This is a genomic window from Methylobacterium sp. P5_C11 (genome assembly GCF_054049775.1).
The window spans coordinates 39,525-58,081 of record NZ_JBFULS010000031.1 but is presented as its reverse complement, the minus strand read 5'-3'; the positions used below and the strand labels follow the sequence as shown (position 1 = coordinate 58,081).

The following is an 18,557-nucleotide window of genomic DNA, read 5'->3' as shown; positions in this document are numbered from 1 at the left end:
GGGTGAGGCCTGCGCCCCGGGCGATGCGCTCGGCGGCCGCGCGCGCGGCCGCGCGCTCGCCGGCCGTGGCGCCCTGCGCGGAGAGCGCGAGGCATTTTTCGAACCGGTCGCGGTCGGCGGGCGTCATGGGCGGCCTCATACCGCCAAGTCGACCCGCCTGTCGCGTCGTGTCGCGCGCGTCAGTTCGGTTTCGCGCTGGCTACCGTGTTGGCGAGGCTGTAGCTGCCGAGCTTCTCGCCGACGACCTGGATGGCACCCTCGGTCGGGGAGTTCAGCCGGCGGGAGCGGATCTTCATGGTACCGGACAGGCCCGCGAACTTGCCGGTGCCGCCGAGCCACTCGCCCGTCCCCTCGATCGCCGCCCCCAGCGGCTGGACCGGATAGTCCCACTTCTCGAAGACGTGGTCTCCGTCGGCGTCGACGTAGTCGCAGTACCCGTGGTTCTCCAGAGTCTTGGCGCCGCTGTCGATGATCGGCGCCGAGGTGCAGCGCCCCGCCATGTTGTGCAGGAGCCGGCCCCCTGATTCGTTCACGGCGGTCATCATGTAGATCGTCGCCGAAGCCGTTCGATTTCCGCCGATCGAGACAGGTTTAGGTGCGAATACACTGGTCGACGTGTAGGTGATCCGGAAGTCACCCTCCCGTGGAATGTCTTCGGCACGGGCCATGATCGTGCCGAGAAGAAGCAGGCAGAGTGTCGCGGCGGGGATGCCCGCGTGGGATGCTGCGTGAATTGCCCTTCGTGTCATGGCGACCTCCCAGTCCGACGCATTCGAGACCGATCGGTATCGATCGCACTGCCGAACGACGGACGACCGAATCAGGCGCGTCACATGAATACTAATTAATATATGACGATTATTCAATATATAGCAACGATCACAGATTTTTGATGAAAAATATCGGACATTACGGACCGAGCGCCGGCGAAGTGTGGCGACGGCGCAGCGTCTCCTCGTCGATGGTCCGGTTCGCGGGACAGGTCCTGCCCATGGACCGGCGCACGAGACGTCATGCGCCACGTCCCGCGACGCTACGGCCGGGCGCGCGTCTTGCCGTCCGGTCCGTTCGACGTCACGCCCGCCCCGTCCTGCAAGCCGCCCAGCACGACGAGGATTCGTCCCAGGAGCGCGCGCGAGTGGTGCGCGCTGTTGCAGGGGGCGTCGGGACGCGGGCGGCCCGGGCGGGCCTCGTAGGCCGCGCGCAGGCGGGCGAACTGGTTTGCGCGCGTATCGGGATCGCGGGAACCCATGGTCCACCCTCCCGGCGGCCCTCGATCCGCGGTCCGCCCCCGCGAACGAGCCTTCGACCACCCCGAGTCGGGGAGTTGGAAAACCGTGTCTGAACGGTCCCTACGACCTTTAGCGCCGGAACGCCTGGACATGCGTCGCAGGCTCCCCGACCGTGTGGCCAGGAGCGGGTGCCGTTGTGGTCGGCACCAACCATCAGACAGGGGATTCCAAGCCCCAGGACCGCGCGTACGGCCCCGCCGGCTTTCTAGTCGCCTCTAGGAACGAAATCCAGCCCGGCGCGCGGCGGCACGCTCAAGGCGGCGGAAGCCGCCATCGATCAGGAGCGCCAGCGCCGACACGACGAGGCCGCCCTGGAGCACGTAGGCGGTGTTGCCCGAGAGGAGGCCGGACACGATCACTTCGCCGAGGGTGCTGGCCGCCACCGTCGAGCCGATCGTGGCCGTGGCGAGCCCGATCACGGCCGCGAGGCGAATGCCCGACAGGATCATCGGCAAGGCCAGGGGCAGCTCGACCTGGACGAGGCGCTGGCGGTCGGTCATGCCCATCCCGCGTGCGGCTTCCATCAGGGCCGGATCGAGGCCGTCGAGCCCGGTCAGGGCGGTCTCGAAGATCGGCAGCAGGCCGTACAGCACGAGGGCGATGAGGGTCGGGACGGCGCCGAAGCCGAAGATCGGCACGGCCAGGGCCAGGACCGCCACGGGCGGGAAGGTCTGGCCGATCCGGGTCACCAAACGGGCGAAGGGCAGCATCTCGCGCCCGGCCGGCCGGGTGGCCGCGATGGCGAGGCCGAGGGCGATCCCGGTCGACGCCAGGGTGGCGGCGGCGACCAGCAAGAGGTGGTCGACGGCCAGCGTCCATAGGGGCGTCTGTGCGTAGATCGGCGGGGTGTCGCCGGGGGCGAAGGGACGGAAAAGGGGCGCGAAGCTCTCCGGCGTGAGCAGGAACGCGCCGAGCAGGGCGAGGAGCGCCGCCCAGGTCAGCGGTGCGACCCGGCTCACGGCCGCCCGCCCTGCGCCTCGAGGACCGCCCGCGTCACCCGTCCCAGGACCACGCCGTCGCGGCTGACCGGCAGGGCCGGGCGCCGGGACCACAGGCTCTCCGCCAGGGCGGCGCGCACGGAGGTTCCGGCCGGGATGGGCGGCCCCGGCGCAGGACCGGGCTCGACGAGGGCGTCCACGACGCGCAGGGCCATGAGTTGGAAGGCCCGGTCGCCGCTGCCGAGGAGTTCGCCGACGAACGCGGTCGCGGGCGCGCCGATCAGGTCGGCCGGGGCGGCTTCCTGGACCAGGCGCCCCCCGTCCATCACGGCGATCCGGTGGCCGAGGTGCAGGGCCTCGTCCATGTCGTGGGTCACGAGCACGATCGTGGTGCCGTAGCGCGTCTGGATGGCCCGCAGATCCGCCTGGGCGCGGCCGCGGATGATCGGGTCGAGGGCGCCGAAGGGCTCGTCCATGAGCAGGATCGGCGGCTCGGCCGCGAGAGCCCGGGCGACGCCGATCCGCTGCTGCTCGCCTCCGGACAAGGCCGCCGGCAAGCGGTTCCGGTATTCCGCCGGATCGAGGTTGAACTGGCCGAGGAGTTCGTCGACCCGGGCGGCGATCCGCCCGCTCTCCCAGCCGAGCAGGTTCGGCACCACCGCGATGTTCTCCGCCACGGTGCGGTGGGGGAACAGGCCGTGTCCCTGGATGGCATAGCCGATCCCGCGCCGCAGGCGATGGGGGGGCATGTCCCGGATGTCCCGCCCGGCGATCCGGATCGTCCCGGCGCTGGGTTCGATCAGGCGGTTGATCATCCGCAGCAGGGTTGTCTTGCCCGACCCCGAGGTGCCGACCACCGTCAGGATCGTCCCGGCCTCGACCCGGAGTGTGACGTCGGCCACGACCGTCCGCCCCCCGAAGACGCGGCTGACCCCTGCGAGTTCGATCATGGCAGCCGCTCCGCCGCGCGGCCGCGGCTCAGATCGATGACCGCGTCGAGCAGGACGCCGGCGCCGCTCGCCATGGCGACGGTCGGCAGCGCCCCGAGCAGGACGAGGTCGCCCGCGGTCTGGCTGATGCCCTGGAAGACGAACACGCCGAGGCCGCCGCCGCCCACGAGCCCCGCGATCACAGCGAGCCCGATGTTCTGGACGAGGACGATGCGGATCCCCGTCAGGATCGCCGGGAGGGCCAGCGGTATCTCCACCTGGAGCAGGCGCTGCCGCGCGGTCATGCCGACGCCCCGGGCGGCGTCACGCACCGGCCACGGCACCGCGTCCAGGCCCGCGACGGTCGCGGCGGCCAGGGGCAGGAGCGCGTAGGCGAACAGGGCCAGGAAGGCCGGCGCGGCGCCGATTCCCGCGATGCCCAAAGCGGATGCGCCCGGGACCTCCCGGCCGACCCAGGCCAGCGGCGCGATCAGCATGCCGAACAGCGCCATGGACGGGATGGTCTGCACGACGTTGAGGACGGTGAGCATCCCCGCGCGCAGCGCCGGGACCGGGCGCGCCAGAATGGCCGCCGGGATCCCGACCGCGCTGGCCGCGGCCACGGAGGCGAGGGCGAGCCCGGCATGGGTCCGCAACTCCCGGCCGAAGGTGTCGGACCGGCTGGTGTATTCCCGCAGGATCGAGAGGTTGTTCCAGAACCCGGATCGCAGGGCGAGGCCGGTCAGGGCGACCGCGCCCGCCAGCAGCGCGATCCGCAGGATCGGTCCTGGACGCAGCCGCGCCAGCCCGTCGCCGACCGCGAGGGCCGCCGTCACGAAGGCCAGCCACCAGCCCGCATCCGGTGCGACCCGGCTGTACCGGTCGCCGGGCGGCGTCAAGTGGTCGGCCGCCCAGCCGGCCACGAGGCCGAGGATCAGGAGGACCGCGAAGACGGCCGCCAGGCGCCGGGTCGGTGTTCCCCGCAGGGCCACCAGCGGCAGGGCAAGGGCGACGACGCATCCGAGGATCAGCGCCTGACCGGACGGGAGGGCCGACCAGGCCATCAGCGCGGTGCCTGACGCGATCCGGTTCGGCCGTTCGGTCATCAGCGGCAGGGCCGACAAGCTCAGCCCCAGAACCACGGCGAAGGCCGACCCCAGGGGATCGATCCTTGGGCGCCCGAGCCGGGTCGGGGCGGATCCGTCCATCCTCAAGCGCCGAAAGCCTCAGGGGGCGGGGAACGGCGCGCGACCCGTTTTCGAGCGGTGCCAGCAAAAGTGGGCGTCGTGCCCGCAGCCAGGGGCCGCGGTCTGACACGGACGGGAGCGAACGGTGCGTCGGCTAGTCCACGGGGCACGACAGCGATCCTGCCTTGGCACGGAGAGGAGGGGACGACGCGTCCGCCGAAAGGGCCGGCGCCATGCCCGCGTGTACCGTGCGGCTTGCCGATGCAAGTCCGCTCACGGCACGAAGCCGTTCCGGCTGAGGAAATCCGCTGCGACGGCGGAGGCCGGTTCGCCGCCGATCTGAACGCGGCCGTTGAGGTCTCGGAGCGTGGCCAGATCGAGCCTGCGGAAGATCGGGTCCAGCACGGTGGCGATCTCGGGATGGGCCTTGAGGACGGCCCCGCGGACGACCGGCGCCGGCTGATAGACGGGTTGGACGCCCTTGTCGTCCGCCATCACCGTGAGGCGCGCGACGGCGAGACCACCGTCGGTACCGAACACCATGGCCGCGTTGGTTCCGGAGGTGCCGCGCGCCGCCGCGGCGATCGTGGCGGCGGTATCCCCACCCGCCAGGATGATGAGCTGCTCCGGCCTGAGGGCGAAGCCGTAGGTCCTGCCGAAGGCCGGGAGCGCGGCCGGGGCGGTCACGAATTCCGACGAGGCGGCGAGCTTGATCGCGCCGCCGCCGGCCACGTAGCGGCCAAAATCGCTCATCGTCTTCAGGTCGGCAGCCTGCGCGACGTCCTGGCGCACCGCGATCGCCCAGGTGTTGTTGGCCGAGGCCGGCGTCAGCCAGATGAGGTCGTTGGCCGCGCGGTCCAGGCTCCGGGCCGTCTGGTAGGCGGCGTCCGGGTCCTTCCAGACCGGCAGATCCGCTTTCCCGAAGAAGAACGCCGCGTTGCCGGTATATTCCGGGTAGATGTCGACCTGACCCTCGATCAGGGCTTGGCGCACGATCGACGTGGCGCCGAGCTGGATCCTGTCGACAGTCGGGAGGCCCTTGGACTTCAAAGCCTGCAGGATGATGTTCCCGAGGACCCCGCCCTCCGTGTCGAGCTTGGAGGCGACGACGATCCCGGCCGCCCGTGCGTCGGGCAGGGCGACGAGCAGCGCGAGGGCCGTGGCCGCGAACCGCGCGAGGTTCCGCTTCACCATGGCCTTCGGGTCCCTCGTCCGCCTCGCCGGGCGCCGGCGCGTCATCATCCCGGATCGGCGTGGGCGACGACCTGGGATGGTCCAGCTGGAACATCGCGGATAATGATCAATCAAATCAATGACATTCGGTTAAGATTGCTTAACCTTTACACAAGGCTTCCATGAACATTCCTGGAGTTGAAGATATAATTTTGCGTAGACTGTTTTGGTCGAAAGGAGGGGAGATATGTCGTATTCGATTCTCGTCCGCGATCTTGCCCGCGTGGATGGCGGCGCCCCGCAGCTTCTGGCCTACGACATCCATGATCGGTCGGCAGCGGAAACCCTCGTCTCTGTGATCGCCCACTCGTACCGAAATCACGGGTTCAATCCAGAAACCCGTGTCCACTGGTTTCTGCACCACGGAAACGTGCACGAGATCTTCACGTGGCCGAAGCAGTGACCGGCTGCGCCTCGTCTCAGGTGCCACAGAAGGTGCGATAGCCCACGCCCCCGCCCTCCGGCGCCTCCGCGAAGGCGGCGTCGCCCGGCTGCTCCGTGTAGGGACGGGACAAGACGGCCAGGAGTGCCTCGAACGGCGCGAAATCGCCCCGTTCCACGGCCGCCTCGATCATCGCCTCGACGCGGTGGTTGCGCGGGATGAAGGCCGGGTTGACCGCCCGCATCGCGGCGGCGGTCTCGGCCGGCTCACGCGCCTCCTGCGCCAGCCGCGCGCGCCAGCCCACCGCCCAGGCATCGTATGCGGTGGGATCGACGAACAGGTCGCGCACCGCCGCGTCGGCTTCCGGCCGCTCCGCGGCGGCACAGAGGGTGCGGAACGTCAGGGTGAAGTCGGCTTGGTTCGCGGCCATCCGCTCGAGCAGGTCGCTCGCCAGGGCGGAGTCGCCGTCCCGGACCTCGGCGAGGCCGAGCTTGCGGCCGAGGCCGCTGCGATAGGCAGCTTCGAAGCGCGGCGCAAAGCCGCCGAGGGCCGCCTCCGCCTCGGCAACCGCCTGCGTCTCGTCCGCGGCGAGCAGAGGCAGCAGGGTCTCGGCGAGCCGCGTCAGGTTCCAGAGCGCGATGCGCGGCTGCTGCCCGTAGGCGTATCGCCCGTTCCGATCGATGGAGCTGTAGACCGTCCGGGGATCGTAGGCATCGAGGAACGCGCAAGGGCCGTAATCGATCGTCTCGCCGGCGACCGACATGTTGTCGGTGTTCATCACCCCGTGGACGAAGCCGACGTGCAGCCACCGGGCGACGAGGTCGGCCTGACGGCCGACGACGCCCTCTAAGAGCGCCCGATAGGGATTCGTGGCTGCAGCGGCCTCTGGATAGTGCCGGGCGACCACGTGGTCGGCGAGCATCCGAACGCCTTCTGCGTCGCCCCGCGTCGCGAAGAACTGGAACGTGCCGACCCGGATGTGGCTGGCGGCCACGCGGGTGAGCACCGCGCCGGGCAGGAGCGTCTCGCGCACCACGGTCTCGCCCGTCGCCACGGCCGCGAGCGCCCGGGTGGTCGGGATGCCGAGCGCCGCCATGGCCTCGCTGACGAGATACTCCCTCAGGACCGGGCCGAGGGCTGCCCGCCCGTCGCCCCGGCGGGAGAACGGCGTCGGGCCGGCGCCCTTGAGCTGGATGTCGCGGCGTTGCCCGTCCCGATCGATCACCTCGCCGAGAAGGATCGCGCGGCCGTCGCCGAGCTGTGGCACGAACTGGCCGAACTGGTGCCCGGCATAGGCGGCGGCGATCGGCTCGGCGCCAGCCGGGACGGCGTTCCCGGCGAGGGCCGCGACGCCTTCGGGCTCGGCGAGCCGTTCCGGATCGAGGCCGAGCGTCTCGGCGAGCCCCCGGTTCAAGCGGATCAGGCGCGGGGCCGCCACCGGAGTCGGCGGCCGGTGTGCATAGAAGCGCGCCGGCAGGCGGGCATAGCTGTTGTCGAAGGGGAAGACCGTCATCGTCGGGATCTATGAGAGGCCGGACCGGCGGACAAGCGCTGCCCGTCGCAGCGGCACGGGCGAGGACGGGAAGCGTCTCGGGCAACCCGCACCGCGCGGCGATCCCGGTCGTGCGGGCGCGTCGCGATGGAAGGGTGGCTGCGTGGCACTGCGCTCCGCCGGAAGGTCAGCGCCCCGTCGTCGAAGGCGTCCCGGTGGAGGGCGGCTTGCCGGTGCCGACCTCGCCCTCCGTCGGGGGCACAGCGGAGGGATGGGTGACGGCCTCAGTGGCGGTCTTGCCCGGGTCCTTCGTGTCGGCCGCCGGCCTCGGCGCCGTCTCGGCCCGCGGAGTCGGTCCGGTTCCGTTCTGCTCCTGCGCGCCGGCCGCGGCCGGGTGGCCGGTCACGATCGCCAGGGCGAGGAGAAGGGCGGGGATCCGTCGGGTCAAGCTTGGCTCCGTCACAGGCGGTCGGGCGTTCCAGGGGCCAACGGTTGGCCGTACGCGGCGTTCCGAAGCCGATGGACGGCGCCTGCCTGTGCCCGGCGGTCCCGGGCCTGGCCGGCGCATGCGACCGGACGGGACCGCCCCCGGTCCCGCATTCCCGCGGGGGGAGGATCGGGCGCACCAGCGCCCGGTCGGTGCGCTCACGCCTCCGCGTTGGACTTCCTGGACTTCCGGCCCTTGGCCGCCTTTGCCCCGCTGCCCCCGTCCGGCGCCGCGACGGCGTCCGCGGGCTCGCTGCGCTTCGGGACCGCGCCGCGGCGCTTGTGGCCCAGCCCGGCATTGCGGGCGAACTCGGCGCGCATCGCCGAATAGTTGGATGACGTTGTCGGATAGTCCGGCGGCAGCCCGAAGCGCTGCCGATACTGCTCGATCGTCATGCCGTTGCCGGTGAGATGCCGCTTCAACGTCTTGTACGGCTTGCCGTCGATGAAGCTGATCAGGGCGTCGGGGGTGATCGACTTCTTGATCTGCGCGGGTGTCGCCTTCCTGAGTTCCGGCTCAGCCGAGGTCGTCGCCTGACCCAGGCCGGCCAGTGCTGCATGAACGCCGGACAGAAGCAACGGGAGGTCGGGGACCGGAACCGAGTTGTTGGCCACGTAAGCCGAGACGATATCGGCGGTCAGCTCAACGAAATCGATCGGGTCCTGATGCGATACAGGATTGCTGTCTTCCATAGGCGCCTCTCACGTCGGTGCGCCCCATGAACGTGGATTCGCTTCTCGACAGTCAAGTCCTTATTCGCATGAAGATAAATTATAATGCCTGTTATCTACCGAATGAACAAACCAATACCAACATAGATCAATGACGCTTCTCGCGCCCGGTTATCGCTCTGCACGCGGTCCCGACGGCTCTCGGCCCGGTGGCGGGGCTATCGGGGGGGCGCGCCGGACCAGCGGCTTCAGAAAGCGTTAACCCCGTTCATGGTCTCTGGCGGGGTCGCTCCGGCTTTGGGGGTAAGAAGCCGAACGACAGGCGGGCCGAGCCCTGCCCCTTCAATGCTCGGCCCGCGCCTTCGCGCTCCGACGGCGCTCAAGTGTTCGCGGCAGATCCGACCGGCGTCGTGATCGCGCCGCGCGTCCCGGGCGGGACGACCGCTTGCAGCACCCGAGCCGGACCAGTCGCGTAATCCGCGCGATAGCTCCGCTCGAGGGTCATCAGCGTCCGCATCGGCGCCTCGGCCAAGTCGAGGAGGCGGGCATCGCGCCAGCGCAGCTTGGTGAGGCCGCCGCGGCCGAACCACCGCGGCTTCTCTTCTTCGACAAGCAGGACCAGCTTGCCCGTCCATGTCTTGCGGAACCAGAACCGTCCCGTGAGCTTGGCCGTGCCGAACATGCAGCACCTCGCGTCAGAGTTCCCCTGAGCCAACGCGGGTCAAGCTCGGCGGTTTCCGCCGCGGCCCCCTGCGCAGCGCCGGGCCGGCGCCGCAGACATGCACCGTTTACATGCGCGTGGTGTTTGTCCCCGTTCCGAATCCCGCACGCCCATCCGGGCGGCGACCGCCCCCTCTCAGGCCTGACGGTGATCCCGTGCCCGCGATCCGGCCCAATCCGGGCTCATCCGTTCACTCGGTCGATCAGGCGCCGGCCGACCATGGACGCGAGCACGCGGCCCGCCACCGCACCGGCCAGGGCGGCGGCGGCCTTCACGAGAAAGTCGTCGAACCGGCCGTGCCGGGTTCCGGTGAGGGTCTGCCCCGCCTCCAGGCCGCCCGCCATGATGACGCTGCCGACCAAGATCCAGAGCCAGTGCCGGGGATATGCCGCGGCCATCAGAAGCCCGGCCGCCGCGTAGGCGGCGATCCGTTCGAGGCTGGGATCGGTCGTGACGACGGGGCGCAGACCGATCGGCACGAGGGTTACGGCGACGATCAGGGCCACCAGGATCCAGGCCGCGATCTGCATCGGGCCGGGCCACTGCGTGTTCGATTTCAGCATCGCGGACTCGTAACCTCACGTCGACGGCCCTGGCCTACAATGATGGCGGGCCATCGCCTGTAGCATAACAATGGGCGGAGACCGGGAAGCCTGATCATGCGTTGTAGTCTGGTCGTCGCGACACTGCTCGCCTTCACGGCGATGCCGCCCGCCATTGCGGCCAACCCGGTGCGGGACGTGCTCTGGGTGGCGCTGCAGGGCTGCGTGCTCGCCAAGAAGGCCGCGGGCCGGAGCTTTCCCTGCCTGGCCGTCGATCTCGGCGACGGTGCGCGCCCCGGCACGGCCGTGCTGCGCGCCCCGGGCCATCTCACCCACACGGTCGTAATGCCCACCGACAGCGTCTCGGGAATCGAGGCGCCCGTGCTCCAGGGGCCGCGCGGCGCCGCCTACTGGCGCGCGGCGCTCGCGGCGCGGCACTACGTGTCGGACGTGCTGCAGGGCCGTCTTCCGGTTTCGGCCGTGGGCCTGGAGGTGAACTCGGTGGACGGCCGCAGCCAGGATCAGCTGCACATCCACCTCGACTGCATGCACCGGAGCGTGATGGCCGCCCTCAAGGCTCATGGCGGCGGCGTCGGAGAGACCTGGGTGCCGTTCCCCATGCCGCTGGAGGAGGAGCACTACCTCGCCCGGCGGGTTCCGGCGGACGCCGTGGCGGACTTTAACCCGTTCGCGGCGTTGTCCGACGTGCCCGGCTGGCGAGGACATCTGCACGACGCGACCTTCGCGGCCGTGGAGGCCGATCCGGCGGATCCGCGCGGCGGCATGATCCTCTTGGCCTATCGAGAGCCGGAGGCCAGTGCCGAGGACCTGATGGATCACGGCTGCCGGATCGCCAGCCCGCGCCGGGCCGGCTGAGCGGCCGGCACGCTGCGGTCCGGAAGGTGTTGCCGCTACGTTCTATCCCGCGGGCGCACGAATCAGGCATAGAACGGTCATGCGCACGCCGCTGCTCAGCTTGTCCGCAATGCTCGTCCTGTCCGCCGGCCCGTCGGTCGCGGCGCCGGCTGCCGGTGCGGCCGATCCGGCTGCCCTGGAGCGGGCTTGGCACCGCTGCCTGCGTGAGGCCTCCGGGCATCAGCCGACGGGCCAGAGCCGCGCCGGCGACGAGCGCAACGCCCTCGATGAATGCAAGCCCCGCGAGGATGCCCTGGTGGCGGCCCTGATGACCGCTCCGCGCCCGGATGATGGCCGTACCGCCACCGTGTGGTCGCGGACCTGGGCCGCGTTCGTGGAGCCGCTGACCGCGTGGTTCGGGGCCTTGCGGCGCTGACGCCGTCGTGATCGACGAGTGAGGGCCTGCGTCGGCAGCTGACCGCCGGAGTGGAACGGGACTCGTTTCCGCGGCGTCCCACCGCGCCCGCCGGGCCGAACCGCCCGCATCCGCGGATCGTTGGGCTTCCATGAGCGAGCAGACCCCGAAATCCCATCCGGACCCCGTCACCGAGGCGCGCCGTCGCGAGATCGCGACGGAGCACCTGTTGTTCGGGACGATCCGGTTCCTGGCGCAGCGTCACCCGGAACTGCTGGACGATCTGGAGGGCAGCCTCCCCCACCTGTGGGATTCGGTCGAGGGCGAGGCGCGGGACGACGAGGCCGTGCGTACGGTCGCGCGCCGCATCCTCAAGAGCCTCCGGGCCGAGCTGTAAGCCGGCCCGTTCCGGCCCTAACGCTGGGCGGCGTCGTTGAGCTTGATGGAGGGGATCATCGCGACGGCCTTCGCGGTCACGCGATCGAAGGCGTCGCCGGCGAGGCCGCGTTCCGACGCGAGCTTCCGGATCCGTTCCGCGTGCTGCGAGAGGCTGAGGCCGTAATAGGTCTTCTCTGCCGCCTGTTCGACAGATTCGTTCGCCACGCTTCGACTCCTGCTTCATGGTTGCGGTGGAGGTCGATGATCTGGGCCAAGCCGCGGAATGCTTCAAGCCCGGCCTGCAACCGGTGCGCCCCGGCCATGAACGTCTTTCATGCCGCTCTCGTATACCCGCCCGGCCCAAGAGGGTCCGTTTCGGGCGGGTGACGGTATTCTAGCGACTGCAGCCGATGCAGATGCCGCGGGTGATCGCGTCGTTGCGCTCTTCCACGGCATCCCGCCGCTCAATGCTGCCGGTCTCGTTGGGACTGAGGACACTCGGGTTCGGGACCGTCTGGCCGGTCGCGGTGGTATGGGGGGCCTTGGCTGCCGTGCCGGGACCACCGCCTGTCCCCGTCTGGCTCACGGGCTCGGCCCAGGCCGGGACGGAAGCCAGGATCAGGGCGGCCGCCAGGGTGAATGTCGCGGATCTGCGCATGTGGAACTCCCATCAATGCGTGTCGGTCTGCGTGAAACCGACGCATGCGCGGGCGAGAAGTTCCCGCCGGCGCGACGCGTCGGCCGCCGAGACCGGCATTCCGCGGCGGATGCGGACGCCACGACCCCGAATCCTGGTCGTTCACCCTCAGGCGTAACGGCTAAGCCATTTTGACAACTGTCTTCGAGGGCCGGTCTGCAGATCGTGGTGATGTAACCTTCGGAGACTTGCGTCATGAACCCGACCGTCAAAGCTGTGCTGCTGAACGAGCGGGACGCCGTGCTGTCAGCCATCGCGGCGCGGAGGGACACCGTCTCCGACCTTCTGGTTCAGATCATCGGCGTCGAGAACGACATCGGGCGATTGCGCCACCGACTCATCGACTTGGAGGCCTACCTGTTCGGACATCGCGTCGCGTTGTCGAGCAACGGCGAGGACGCGGGTCAGGGATCGAACGCCAGCGCCGACGCTCCTTGCGCGCCGGCGCTGCAGGTCGGTCCGCTGCCGGGCGAGGCGATCGGCCTCCCGCCCTGCAAGCCGCTCGCCGACTTCGTCCGCCCGAAGACCGGGGCACGGCGGGCGCTGGCGGCTAACGCCGCCCGACAGATCGAAACCGCCTGAGGCCGCGGAGAAATCATGTCCAGGCCGCGCAAGCGCAAGCCGACGCGCACGACGCGCGTCCCGCACGCGCCGGTTCTTCCCGAGAGCCTGACACGCCTCACCACCGAGCCGGTTCCGGAACCGGGGTGGATCGCCGCTCCGTTGCGCGACATCGCCGCGGCGCTGCTGGCCGGCGTCATCGTCGCGCTGATCGGCGGCCAGATCCTCCTGGCTTGGTAACCGGTCCTGACGCCATCCCGCCCATGGCCTATGAGGATCGGTGAGGCTCCGGACGGGAGGGACGGATGAGCGACGCCAGCGGCGCGCCGAGCGCGAAGATCGCGGAGGTCCAGCGCCTCGCCACGGCGCTCGCCGCCCGGATGCGCTACGCGCAACTCGTCGGTCGGCCGGTCTACGAGGCGCAGATCGCTGCGCTGGTCGGTGCCGCGCGCCTCATGGACGAGGAGAAGGTGCCGTGGCCACCGATGGTGGAAGAGGTGCTGACCGAACTCGCCCGCACGATCGAGGGTGGCGGCCCGGCCGCGGGGGACGTGTCGGAGGCGTTCTGAAGACGTCACTCCTCGCTGTGATCGGGTCCGAGGGTCACTGGTGGAGGGCACGGTCTCACCCTCGGCGCTGCCGTCGCCATACGATCGGGCCGGTCCTCCCAAGCCTTCCCGGCCGAGCCCGCCGGTCCGACGCGGCCGCATTCCGGGCCGGAACTTCGACGCCGAGGGCCGATTGATCAGGTTGACTGGCCCGCGGCGCGCGCCCGTCGCACGACGGTTTTTTCCGGCTGAAGTGTTCCGTCATGAAGTCGATGGCCGCATGATCCTGAGCCTGCAGTCCGCGCAGGTCGCGACCAGCAGCGACGATGTGGAAAGTCAGCTTGTTTTCGCCGACGGCTTCCTGGTCGCGATCCTGGTTCGACTCTCGGCGCAGCACGACGACGATGCGGGGAAGTGGTTCCTGGAGGCGGGCTTCGGTCCGATCGAACCAGTCGCTCCACCGCTCTTCGTAGATCTTGCCGCAGCGCGGGTCTGGATCATGCGGCAACTCGCGGTCTGAGCCTTAGGCGATCAGGAATACGGCCCGAGCCAGCGCAGGGCGTGCCGCACCCGTGCTGCGCCATCCCCCGCGAACCAGAGACCGTGCGCGAAGACGACCCGCTCAGGAGCCAGGGCGATCAGCTCCGCCGCAGCGCGCGCCGCGTCGCGCCGGCGCAGCTTGATGGCGAGGCGGAGATAGGGCGGCGGCTGTCCGTGCGGCGGCGTCATGCGCGCGAGGCGCAGGAAAGGACGCAGGAGCGGGGGCATCTTCGCCGGCTCTAGATTGAGGACGAGATCGGTCAGGATCAGGGTTCGGGTCGCGCCGTGGAAGAACGCGACCTCCCGGAATCCCAAGCCACCCGGGACGACGACCTGGCGCAGGTCCGCCTCCCAAGCGGCCGGCGCCGTCTCCCCCAACTCACGGTCGATGCGCACGCCGGCGCGGCGGACCTGGATGCGCCGGCGCAGGTTCGGCGCGGCCCAGGTCAGCGCCTGTGGGCAATGGCTCTGCCAATCCTTCAGAAAGAGCCAATGGGCGATGTTCGGAGCGACCAGATGCCGAATCGGTCCCAGCGTCGCGATGTCCCGGTGAAGGCGCGCGTCGTAGCGGGTCGGCGTATGCAGCCAGATCGTTCCGTCTTGGAGCCGGACGACGGTCATCCGGACGGGCAAGGGAATGCCGAAGGCGTGCAGCGGGCCGCTGTCGACGATCCAGAGACCGTCGGCGACAGGCTTGAGCACGTCGAGCGGAGGGTAGGTGGCCTCGGGCAAAAACCGGTCGCTCCCTGGAAGGCGCGGCGTGATACGGACGCGCTCCCTGGAACGCCGCGGGCGGCAAGTGCGATCCCGGCCGCTCCTATTCGAAGGCGGAGGCGCTCCGAGCCGCCCGGCCGAACCTACACGACCTCGATCGGCGCGTGCTTGCCGTCATGCGCCGTGGCCGATCCCATGCTGTGCGTCTCGGGCGCGCGCTGCTGATCCCGCGACGGCGGCGGATTGTCCGTCAGCGTACGCCAGGGCGCGGCCGGTACGCCGAGGCGAGCACCGGACGGGCGCATTGAGAGCCAGATCGCGACGGCCATCCAGGGGACGACGAAAAAGACGAAGGCTGCAAGTCCCACGGCGATCCTCCACCAAACGATACTGACGAAAGAACGCCGGAACGGCTGCTGTGGATCCGCAGCTGCGCGGCGATGGCCGGACGGGCACGATTCCCTTCCCTCACCTGCGCAGTGTGCGGAGGGCGATCGATCATGTCGGCGACGAGGCCGCGCTACCGACCGGGCCGGGCTTGGAACACGGCCCGGTCGGAACCTACAACGTCTGGCCGCTCGGCCCGAGGCCCCGGATCTGATCGGCGGCCCTGCCGGGCGCGACAGGCGTATCCGCTTGGACGCCGCGCACCGACACCCAGCCTGCGAGGAGCGAGAAATGGCAGATCTCTCCGGGAAGACGGTCCTGATCACGGCAGCGGCGCAGGGGATCGGGCGCGCCAGCGCGCTCGCCTTCGCGCGGGCCGGGGCGCGGGTTTACGCCACCGACGTGAACGCCGACACCCTGGCCGAGCTGAAGGGTGACGCTCTCAGCACCGCCGTCCTCGACGTGTTGGACCCGAGCGCGGTCACCGCCCTGGTCGAGCGCATCGGTCCCGTCGACGTGTTGTTCAACTGCGCCGGGGTGGTCCATGTCGGGACCATCCTCGAGATGGACGACGCCGACCTCGATTTCGCCCTCGACCTCAACGTCAAGGCCATGATCCGCACGATCCGGGCGGTGCTGCCCGGCATGCTGGAGCGCCACGACGGTGCCATCGTCAACATGGCCTCCGTCGCCTCCTCGGTGAAGGGGGTGCCCAACCGCTTCGCATACGGCGTCACCAAGGCGGCGGTGATCGGCCTGACCAAGGCGGTGGCCGCCGACTATGTCGGCCACAACATCCGCTGCAACGCGATTTGCCCGGGCACGGTGGAGAGCCCGTCTCTGCAGGAGCGGATCCGCGCGCAGGGCGATTACGAGCAGACCCGGGCCGCCTTCATCGCGAGGCAGCCGATCGGGCGGCTGGGCCGCCCGGAGGAGATCGCCGACCTCGCCGTCTACCTGGCGGGCGCGACCTACACCACCGGCCAGGCCGTGACGATCGACGGCGGATGGACGATCTGACCGCGCCGCCGGCCCGGCCGCCCTTGGGCGCGGCGACGTTGTCTCAGGTCCCCTCCGCCGCCTCGCCGAGCAGCGTCCGGACGAAGCGGCGGGTGCGCGGATCGGTCGGCCGGCCGAACAGAGCGGCGGCCGGTCCCTGCTCGACGATCGTGCCGCCCTCCAGGAACACCACACGGTCCGCGACACGCCGCGCGAGCCGCAGGTCGTGCGTGGCCATCAGCATGGTCATGCCCTCGCCCGCGAGCCCGGCGAGCACGTCCACCACCTCGGCGGCGAGTTCCGGGTCCAGGGCAGAGGTCGGCTCGTCGCACAGGAGCAGGCGCGGTGAGGGGGCGAGCGCGCGGGCAATGGCGACACGCTGCTGCTGGCCGCCCGACAGGCTGGCTGGCCAGGCTGCGGCCTTGTGGGCGAGGCCGACGCGTTCCAGCAGTTCCAGAGCGCGCCCCTTGGCCTTGGCCTGAGGCCAACCGGCGACGGTGACGAGGCCCTCCGTGACGTTCTCGATCACGGTGCGGTGGGGGAAGAGCTGGAAGTTCTGAAACACCATACCGGTCTGGCGGCGCACCGCGAGGACTTCCCGCCGGCCGGGCGGCTTTCCCGGCCGGAAGGTGAGGTGGAGGTCGCCCAGGGTGAGCGTGCCGGCCTGCGGGATCTCCAGGAGATTCACGCAGCGCAGGAGCGTCGACTTGCCCGAGCCCGATGGGCCGATCAGCGCCGTGACCTGTCCCTCCGGGATGTCGAGGTCGACGCCCCGCAGGACCGGGTTGCCGCCGAAGCTCTTCTCGATGGCCGACAGGGCGATCACGCGCGCGCCTCCAGATAGCCGCCGTAGCGTCCGAGGCGCCGCTCCAGGAGCGATTGCAGCCAGGACAGGAGCGTGCACAGGACGAGGTAGATCAGCGCCACCTCGATGTAGAGGATCAGCGGCTCGTAGGTGACGGCGACGATGCGCTGGGCCGCCTGGAAGAGCTCCGGCACGGTGATCGCAGCGGCGAGCGAGGTGTCCTTGACCAGCGCGATGAAGGAATTGGCCAGCGACGGCACCGCCACCCGCGCGGCCTGGGGCAGGATCGTGCGGCGCAGGGCCTGGACCGGGTTCATGCCGGTGGCGTAGGCGGCCTCCCACTGCCCCTTCGGGATGGAGGCGATGGCGGCGCGGATGACCTCGGACGTGTAGGCGCCGACATTGAGCGTGAAACCGATCACGGCGGCCGGGAAGGCGTCGATCAGGATCCCTGCGCTTGGTAGGCCGTAGAAGATGACGAAGAGCTGCACGAGTAGCGGCGTGCCCCGGAAGACCCACACGTAGAGCCAGGCGAGGGCCGCCAGCGGTCGGGGCGCGAACAGGCGCACGAGGGCGGTTCCGAGCCCCAGCCCGAGTCCCAGCGCGAAGGCGATGAGCGTCAGCGGGACGGTGAAGCGCAGGCCGGCCGCGAGCAGCGGCCCGAGCGACTGGAGCATGAGGTCGAGCCAGTGCGGCACGGGGCGGCGTCTCCTATCGGGCGGAACGAGCGACGGGCTGTCGAGAATCGGCGGCCGGGCGTGGCCTCTCCGCGGCGGGCGCGCCTCGGTGGCGCGCCCTGAACAGTCTTTCCGGCGGACGGTCTACTTCGAGACGTCGGCGCCGAAATACTTCTGGGCGATCGCCGCGTAGCTGCCGTCGGCCTTGATCGTCTCGAGCGCCTTGTCGATGGCGGCCTTCAGCGCGGGGTTGTCCTTGCGCATGATGATGCCGGAGGCATCCGCGTCGGCCTGCTCGGCGGCGATCTTCAGCGGGGCGTTCGGCTTCTGCTTGTGGAAGTCCAAGAACGACAAGCTGTCGTTGACGGTTGCGTCGGCGCGCCCTGTGAGGACGAGCTGGACCGACTGGTCGAAGCCATCCGTCCCGACGAGCTCGGCCCCGGACTGCTCGGCGAGGCGCGCAAAGTTGCTGCTGAGACTCTGCGCGGCCTTCTTGCCCTTCAGGTCGGCGAAGGACTTGACGTCCGACCGGTCCGCCCGGGTGATCAGCACGGCCCGCGACCGGATGTAGGGTTCGGAGAAGTCGAACTTCGCCTGCCGTTCCTTGGTGATGCCGACTTGGTTGATCACCACGTCGTAGCGCTTGCCGTCGAGCCCGGCGATCAGCCCATCCCATTTGCCTTCGAGAAATTGCGGCGTGACGCCCAATTGCTCGGCGACCTTGCGGCCGATCTCCACGTCGAAGCCGACGAGCGCCCCGGAGGCGTCGTGGAACGTGAAGGGCGCGTAGGTGCCCTCCGTCCCGATGCGCAGTGTCTTCGCGGTACGGATGGCGTCGAGGTCGTCGGCCCGGGCGGGTACGCCAAGGAGTGTAGCGGCGACGAGGGCCGCAACGCGGCTGACGAAGAAGAATCGCATTACAATAGACTCCGAATGGAGAGCACTGTTCTCGTGCGGTCGCCGCGCGTGATCTCGGCTATCGATGGACAAAACAAAGAAGAGCTTGGCCGTACAGGAAAGGCGGTGGGCTTGTCGACAGCTTGGTTTGCTCAATCCCGGCCGCGCGCTCAACGATCCGGGCGCGCCGCTCCGTTCGGCGCAGCGTCG

27 protein-coding genes are annotated in these 18,557 nt (G+C 70.0%); 9 read left to right on the top strand and 18 right to left on the bottom strand.

The annotated features are described in order from the left end of the window. Nucleotides 1-179 precede the first annotated feature (179 nt). The 6 genes from ACXJKQ_RS17045 to osmF all read right to left on the bottom strand — a co-directional run bounded on the left by ACXJKQ_RS17045 (nucleotide 180) and on the right by osmF (nucleotide 5,540). Nucleotides 180-749 carry a hypothetical protein gene (locus tag ACXJKQ_RS17045; protein WP_457106919.1) on the bottom strand — a complete coding sequence of 190 codons (570 nt, stop codon included), beginning with the start codon at nucleotides 747-749 and terminating at the stop codon, nucleotides 180-182. 284 nt (nucleotides 750-1,033) lie between these two features. Beyond that, the gene (locus ACXJKQ_RS17040) at nucleotides 1,034-1,252 is read right to left on the bottom strand and encodes a hypothetical protein (protein ID WP_457106918.1); all 219 of its coding nucleotides are present in this window, start codon (nucleotides 1,250-1,252) and stop codon (nucleotides 1,034-1,036) included. A 255-nt stretch (nucleotides 1,253-1,507) separates the two neighbouring features. Beyond that, complete coding sequence (locus ACXJKQ_RS17035; protein WP_457106917.1) at nucleotides 1,508-2,251, bottom strand: ABC transporter permease; 744 nt, start codon at nucleotides 2,249-2,251, stop codon at nucleotides 1,508-1,510. Next, nucleotides 2,248-3,180: an ABC transporter ATP-binding protein gene (locus tag ACXJKQ_RS17030; protein ID WP_457106916.1), complete on the bottom strand. Its 933-nt coding sequence runs from the start codon at nucleotides 3,178-3,180 to the stop codon at nucleotides 2,248-2,250. Before ACXJKQ_RS17030 ends, ACXJKQ_RS17035 begins: the two co-directional genes overlap by 4 nt. Continuing rightward, entirely contained in the window at nucleotides 3,177-4,367 is a 1,191-nt protein-coding gene (locus ACXJKQ_RS17025; protein WP_457106915.1) for an ABC transporter permease, read from the bottom strand. Before ACXJKQ_RS17025 ends, ACXJKQ_RS17030 begins: the two co-directional genes overlap by 4 nt. Nucleotides 4,368-4,619: 252 nt before the next feature. Continuing rightward, entirely contained in the window at nucleotides 4,620-5,540 is a 921-nt protein-coding gene (gene osmF / locus ACXJKQ_RS17020) for a glycine betaine ABC transporter substrate-binding protein OsmF (protein ID WP_457106914.1), read from the bottom strand. A gap of 226 nt (nucleotides 5,541-5,766) precedes the next feature. Here osmF and ACXJKQ_RS17015 point away from each other — a divergent pair, with 226 nt between their 5' ends. Continuing rightward, nucleotides 5,767-5,982, top strand: coding sequence for a hypothetical protein (locus ACXJKQ_RS17015; protein WP_457106913.1), 216 nt, complete (start codon nucleotides 5,767-5,769; stop codon nucleotides 5,980-5,982). Nucleotides 5,983-5,998: 16 nt separating this feature from the next. On the opposite strand, the gene ACXJKQ_RS17010 is transcribed toward ACXJKQ_RS17015, so the two are convergent. The 5 genes from ACXJKQ_RS17010 to ACXJKQ_RS16990 form a co-directional block, all read right to left on the bottom strand. Further along, nucleotides 5,999-7,474: a protein adenylyltransferase SelO gene (locus ACXJKQ_RS17010; protein WP_457106912.1), complete on the bottom strand. Its 1,476-nt coding sequence runs from the start codon at nucleotides 7,472-7,474 to the stop codon at nucleotides 5,999-6,001. A gap of 166 nt (nucleotides 7,475-7,640) precedes the next feature. Continuing rightward, nucleotides 7,641-7,901, bottom strand: a complete 261-nt coding sequence (locus ACXJKQ_RS17005; protein WP_457106911.1) for a hypothetical protein — start codon at nucleotides 7,899-7,901, stop codon at nucleotides 7,641-7,643. Nucleotides 7,902-8,098: 197 nt separating this feature from the next. Then, entirely contained in the window at nucleotides 8,099-8,632 is a 534-nt protein-coding gene (locus ACXJKQ_RS17000; RefSeq protein ID WP_457106910.1) for a MucR family transcriptional regulator, read from the bottom strand. Nucleotides 8,633-8,990: 358 nt separating this feature from the next. Next, nucleotides 8,991-9,293 (bottom strand): hypothetical protein, encoded by a 303-nt coding sequence (locus ACXJKQ_RS16995; RefSeq protein WP_457106909.1) that lies wholly within the window; start codon nucleotides 9,291-9,293, stop codon nucleotides 8,991-8,993. 221 nt (nucleotides 9,294-9,514) lie between these two features. Beyond that, on the bottom strand, nucleotides 9,515-9,895 hold the full coding sequence (locus ACXJKQ_RS16990) for a hypothetical protein (RefSeq protein ID WP_457106908.1): 381 nt from the start codon (nucleotides 9,893-9,895) through the stop codon (nucleotides 9,515-9,517). A 96-nt stretch (nucleotides 9,896-9,991) separates the two neighbouring features. Between ACXJKQ_RS16990 and ACXJKQ_RS16985 the strand changes: the two genes are divergently transcribed. From ACXJKQ_RS16985 to ACXJKQ_RS16975, 3 genes are all read left to right on the top strand, one after another. After that, a complete protein-coding gene (locus tag ACXJKQ_RS16985) occupies nucleotides 9,992-10,750 on the top strand; it encodes a CDP-diacylglycerol diphosphatase (RefSeq protein WP_457106907.1) in 759 nt (252 codons plus the stop codon). Between the two features lie 79 nt (nucleotides 10,751-10,829). Further along, nucleotides 10,830-11,165 (top strand): hypothetical protein, encoded by a 336-nt coding sequence (locus tag ACXJKQ_RS16980; RefSeq protein WP_457106906.1) that lies wholly within the window; start codon nucleotides 10,830-10,832, stop codon nucleotides 11,163-11,165. A 130-nt stretch (nucleotides 11,166-11,295) separates the two neighbouring features. Beyond that, nucleotides 11,296-11,541, top strand: a complete 246-nt coding sequence (locus ACXJKQ_RS16975; protein ID WP_457106905.1) for a hypothetical protein — start codon at nucleotides 11,296-11,298, stop codon at nucleotides 11,539-11,541. 17 nt (nucleotides 11,542-11,558) lie between these two features. On the opposite strand, the gene ACXJKQ_RS16970 is transcribed toward ACXJKQ_RS16975, so the two are convergent. Together ACXJKQ_RS16970 and ACXJKQ_RS16965 are read right to left on the bottom strand one after the other, a co-directional pair. Continuing rightward, nucleotides 11,559-11,747 carry a hypothetical protein gene (locus ACXJKQ_RS16970; RefSeq protein ID WP_457106904.1) on the bottom strand — a complete coding sequence of 63 codons (189 nt, stop codon included), beginning with the start codon at nucleotides 11,745-11,747 and terminating at the stop codon, nucleotides 11,559-11,561. Between the two features lie 169 nt (nucleotides 11,748-11,916). Then, on the bottom strand, nucleotides 11,917-12,180 hold the full coding sequence (locus ACXJKQ_RS16965; protein ID WP_457106903.1) for a hypothetical protein: 264 nt from the start codon (nucleotides 12,178-12,180) through the stop codon (nucleotides 11,917-11,919). Between the two features lie 234 nt (nucleotides 12,181-12,414). Here ACXJKQ_RS16965 and ACXJKQ_RS16960 point away from each other — a divergent pair, with 234 nt between their 5' ends. From ACXJKQ_RS16960 to ACXJKQ_RS16945, 4 genes are all read left to right on the top strand, one after another. Continuing rightward, nucleotides 12,415-12,801 (top strand): hypothetical protein, encoded by a 387-nt coding sequence (locus ACXJKQ_RS16960; RefSeq protein ID WP_457106902.1) that lies wholly within the window; start codon nucleotides 12,415-12,417, stop codon nucleotides 12,799-12,801. Nucleotides 12,802-12,816: 15 nt separating this feature from the next. Next, complete coding sequence (locus tag ACXJKQ_RS16955; protein WP_457106901.1) at nucleotides 12,817-13,020, top strand: hypothetical protein; 204 nt, start codon at nucleotides 12,817-12,819, stop codon at nucleotides 13,018-13,020. Nucleotides 13,021-13,085: 65 nt separating this feature from the next. Further along, entirely contained in the window at nucleotides 13,086-13,349 is a 264-nt protein-coding gene (locus ACXJKQ_RS16950) for a hypothetical protein (RefSeq protein ID WP_457106900.1), read from the top strand. Between the two features lie 259 nt (nucleotides 13,350-13,608). Continuing rightward, nucleotides 13,609-13,848 (top strand): hypothetical protein, encoded by a 240-nt coding sequence (locus ACXJKQ_RS16945; RefSeq protein WP_457106899.1) that lies wholly within the window; start codon nucleotides 13,609-13,611, stop codon nucleotides 13,846-13,848. Between the two features lie 11 nt (nucleotides 13,849-13,859). Here ACXJKQ_RS16945 and ACXJKQ_RS16940 read toward each other — a convergent pair whose 3' ends face one another. Next, a complete protein-coding gene (locus ACXJKQ_RS16940) occupies nucleotides 13,860-14,600 on the bottom strand; it encodes a DUF4336 domain-containing protein (protein ID WP_457106898.1) in 741 nt (246 codons plus the stop codon). A 125-nt stretch (nucleotides 14,601-14,725) separates the two neighbouring features. Next, nucleotides 14,726-14,950, bottom strand: coding sequence for a hypothetical protein (locus ACXJKQ_RS16935; RefSeq protein WP_457106897.1), 225 nt, complete (start codon nucleotides 14,948-14,950; stop codon nucleotides 14,726-14,728). Between the two features lie 310 nt (nucleotides 14,951-15,260). Between ACXJKQ_RS16935 and ACXJKQ_RS16930 the strand changes: the two genes are divergently transcribed. Next, entirely contained in the window at nucleotides 15,261-15,989 is a 729-nt protein-coding gene (locus ACXJKQ_RS16930) for an SDR family oxidoreductase (RefSeq protein WP_457106896.1), read from the top strand. Between the two features lie 43 nt (nucleotides 15,990-16,032). On the opposite strand, the gene ACXJKQ_RS16925 is transcribed toward ACXJKQ_RS16930, so the two are convergent. The 3 genes from ACXJKQ_RS16925 to ACXJKQ_RS16915 form a co-directional block, all read right to left on the bottom strand. Further along, complete coding sequence (locus ACXJKQ_RS16925) at nucleotides 16,033-16,794, bottom strand: amino acid ABC transporter ATP-binding protein (RefSeq protein WP_457106895.1); 762 nt, start codon at nucleotides 16,792-16,794, stop codon at nucleotides 16,033-16,035. Beyond that, on the bottom strand, nucleotides 16,791-17,471 hold the full coding sequence (locus tag ACXJKQ_RS16920; RefSeq protein WP_457106894.1) for an amino acid ABC transporter permease: 681 nt from the start codon (nucleotides 17,469-17,471) through the stop codon (nucleotides 16,791-16,793). Before ACXJKQ_RS16920 ends, ACXJKQ_RS16925 begins: the two co-directional genes overlap by 4 nt. A gap of 123 nt (nucleotides 17,472-17,594) precedes the next feature. Further along, the gene (locus ACXJKQ_RS16915; protein ID WP_457106893.1) at nucleotides 17,595-18,368 is read right to left on the bottom strand and encodes an amino acid ABC transporter substrate-binding protein; all 774 of its coding nucleotides are present in this window, start codon (nucleotides 18,366-18,368) and stop codon (nucleotides 17,595-17,597) included. Nucleotides 18,369-18,557: the final 189 nt, after the last annotated feature.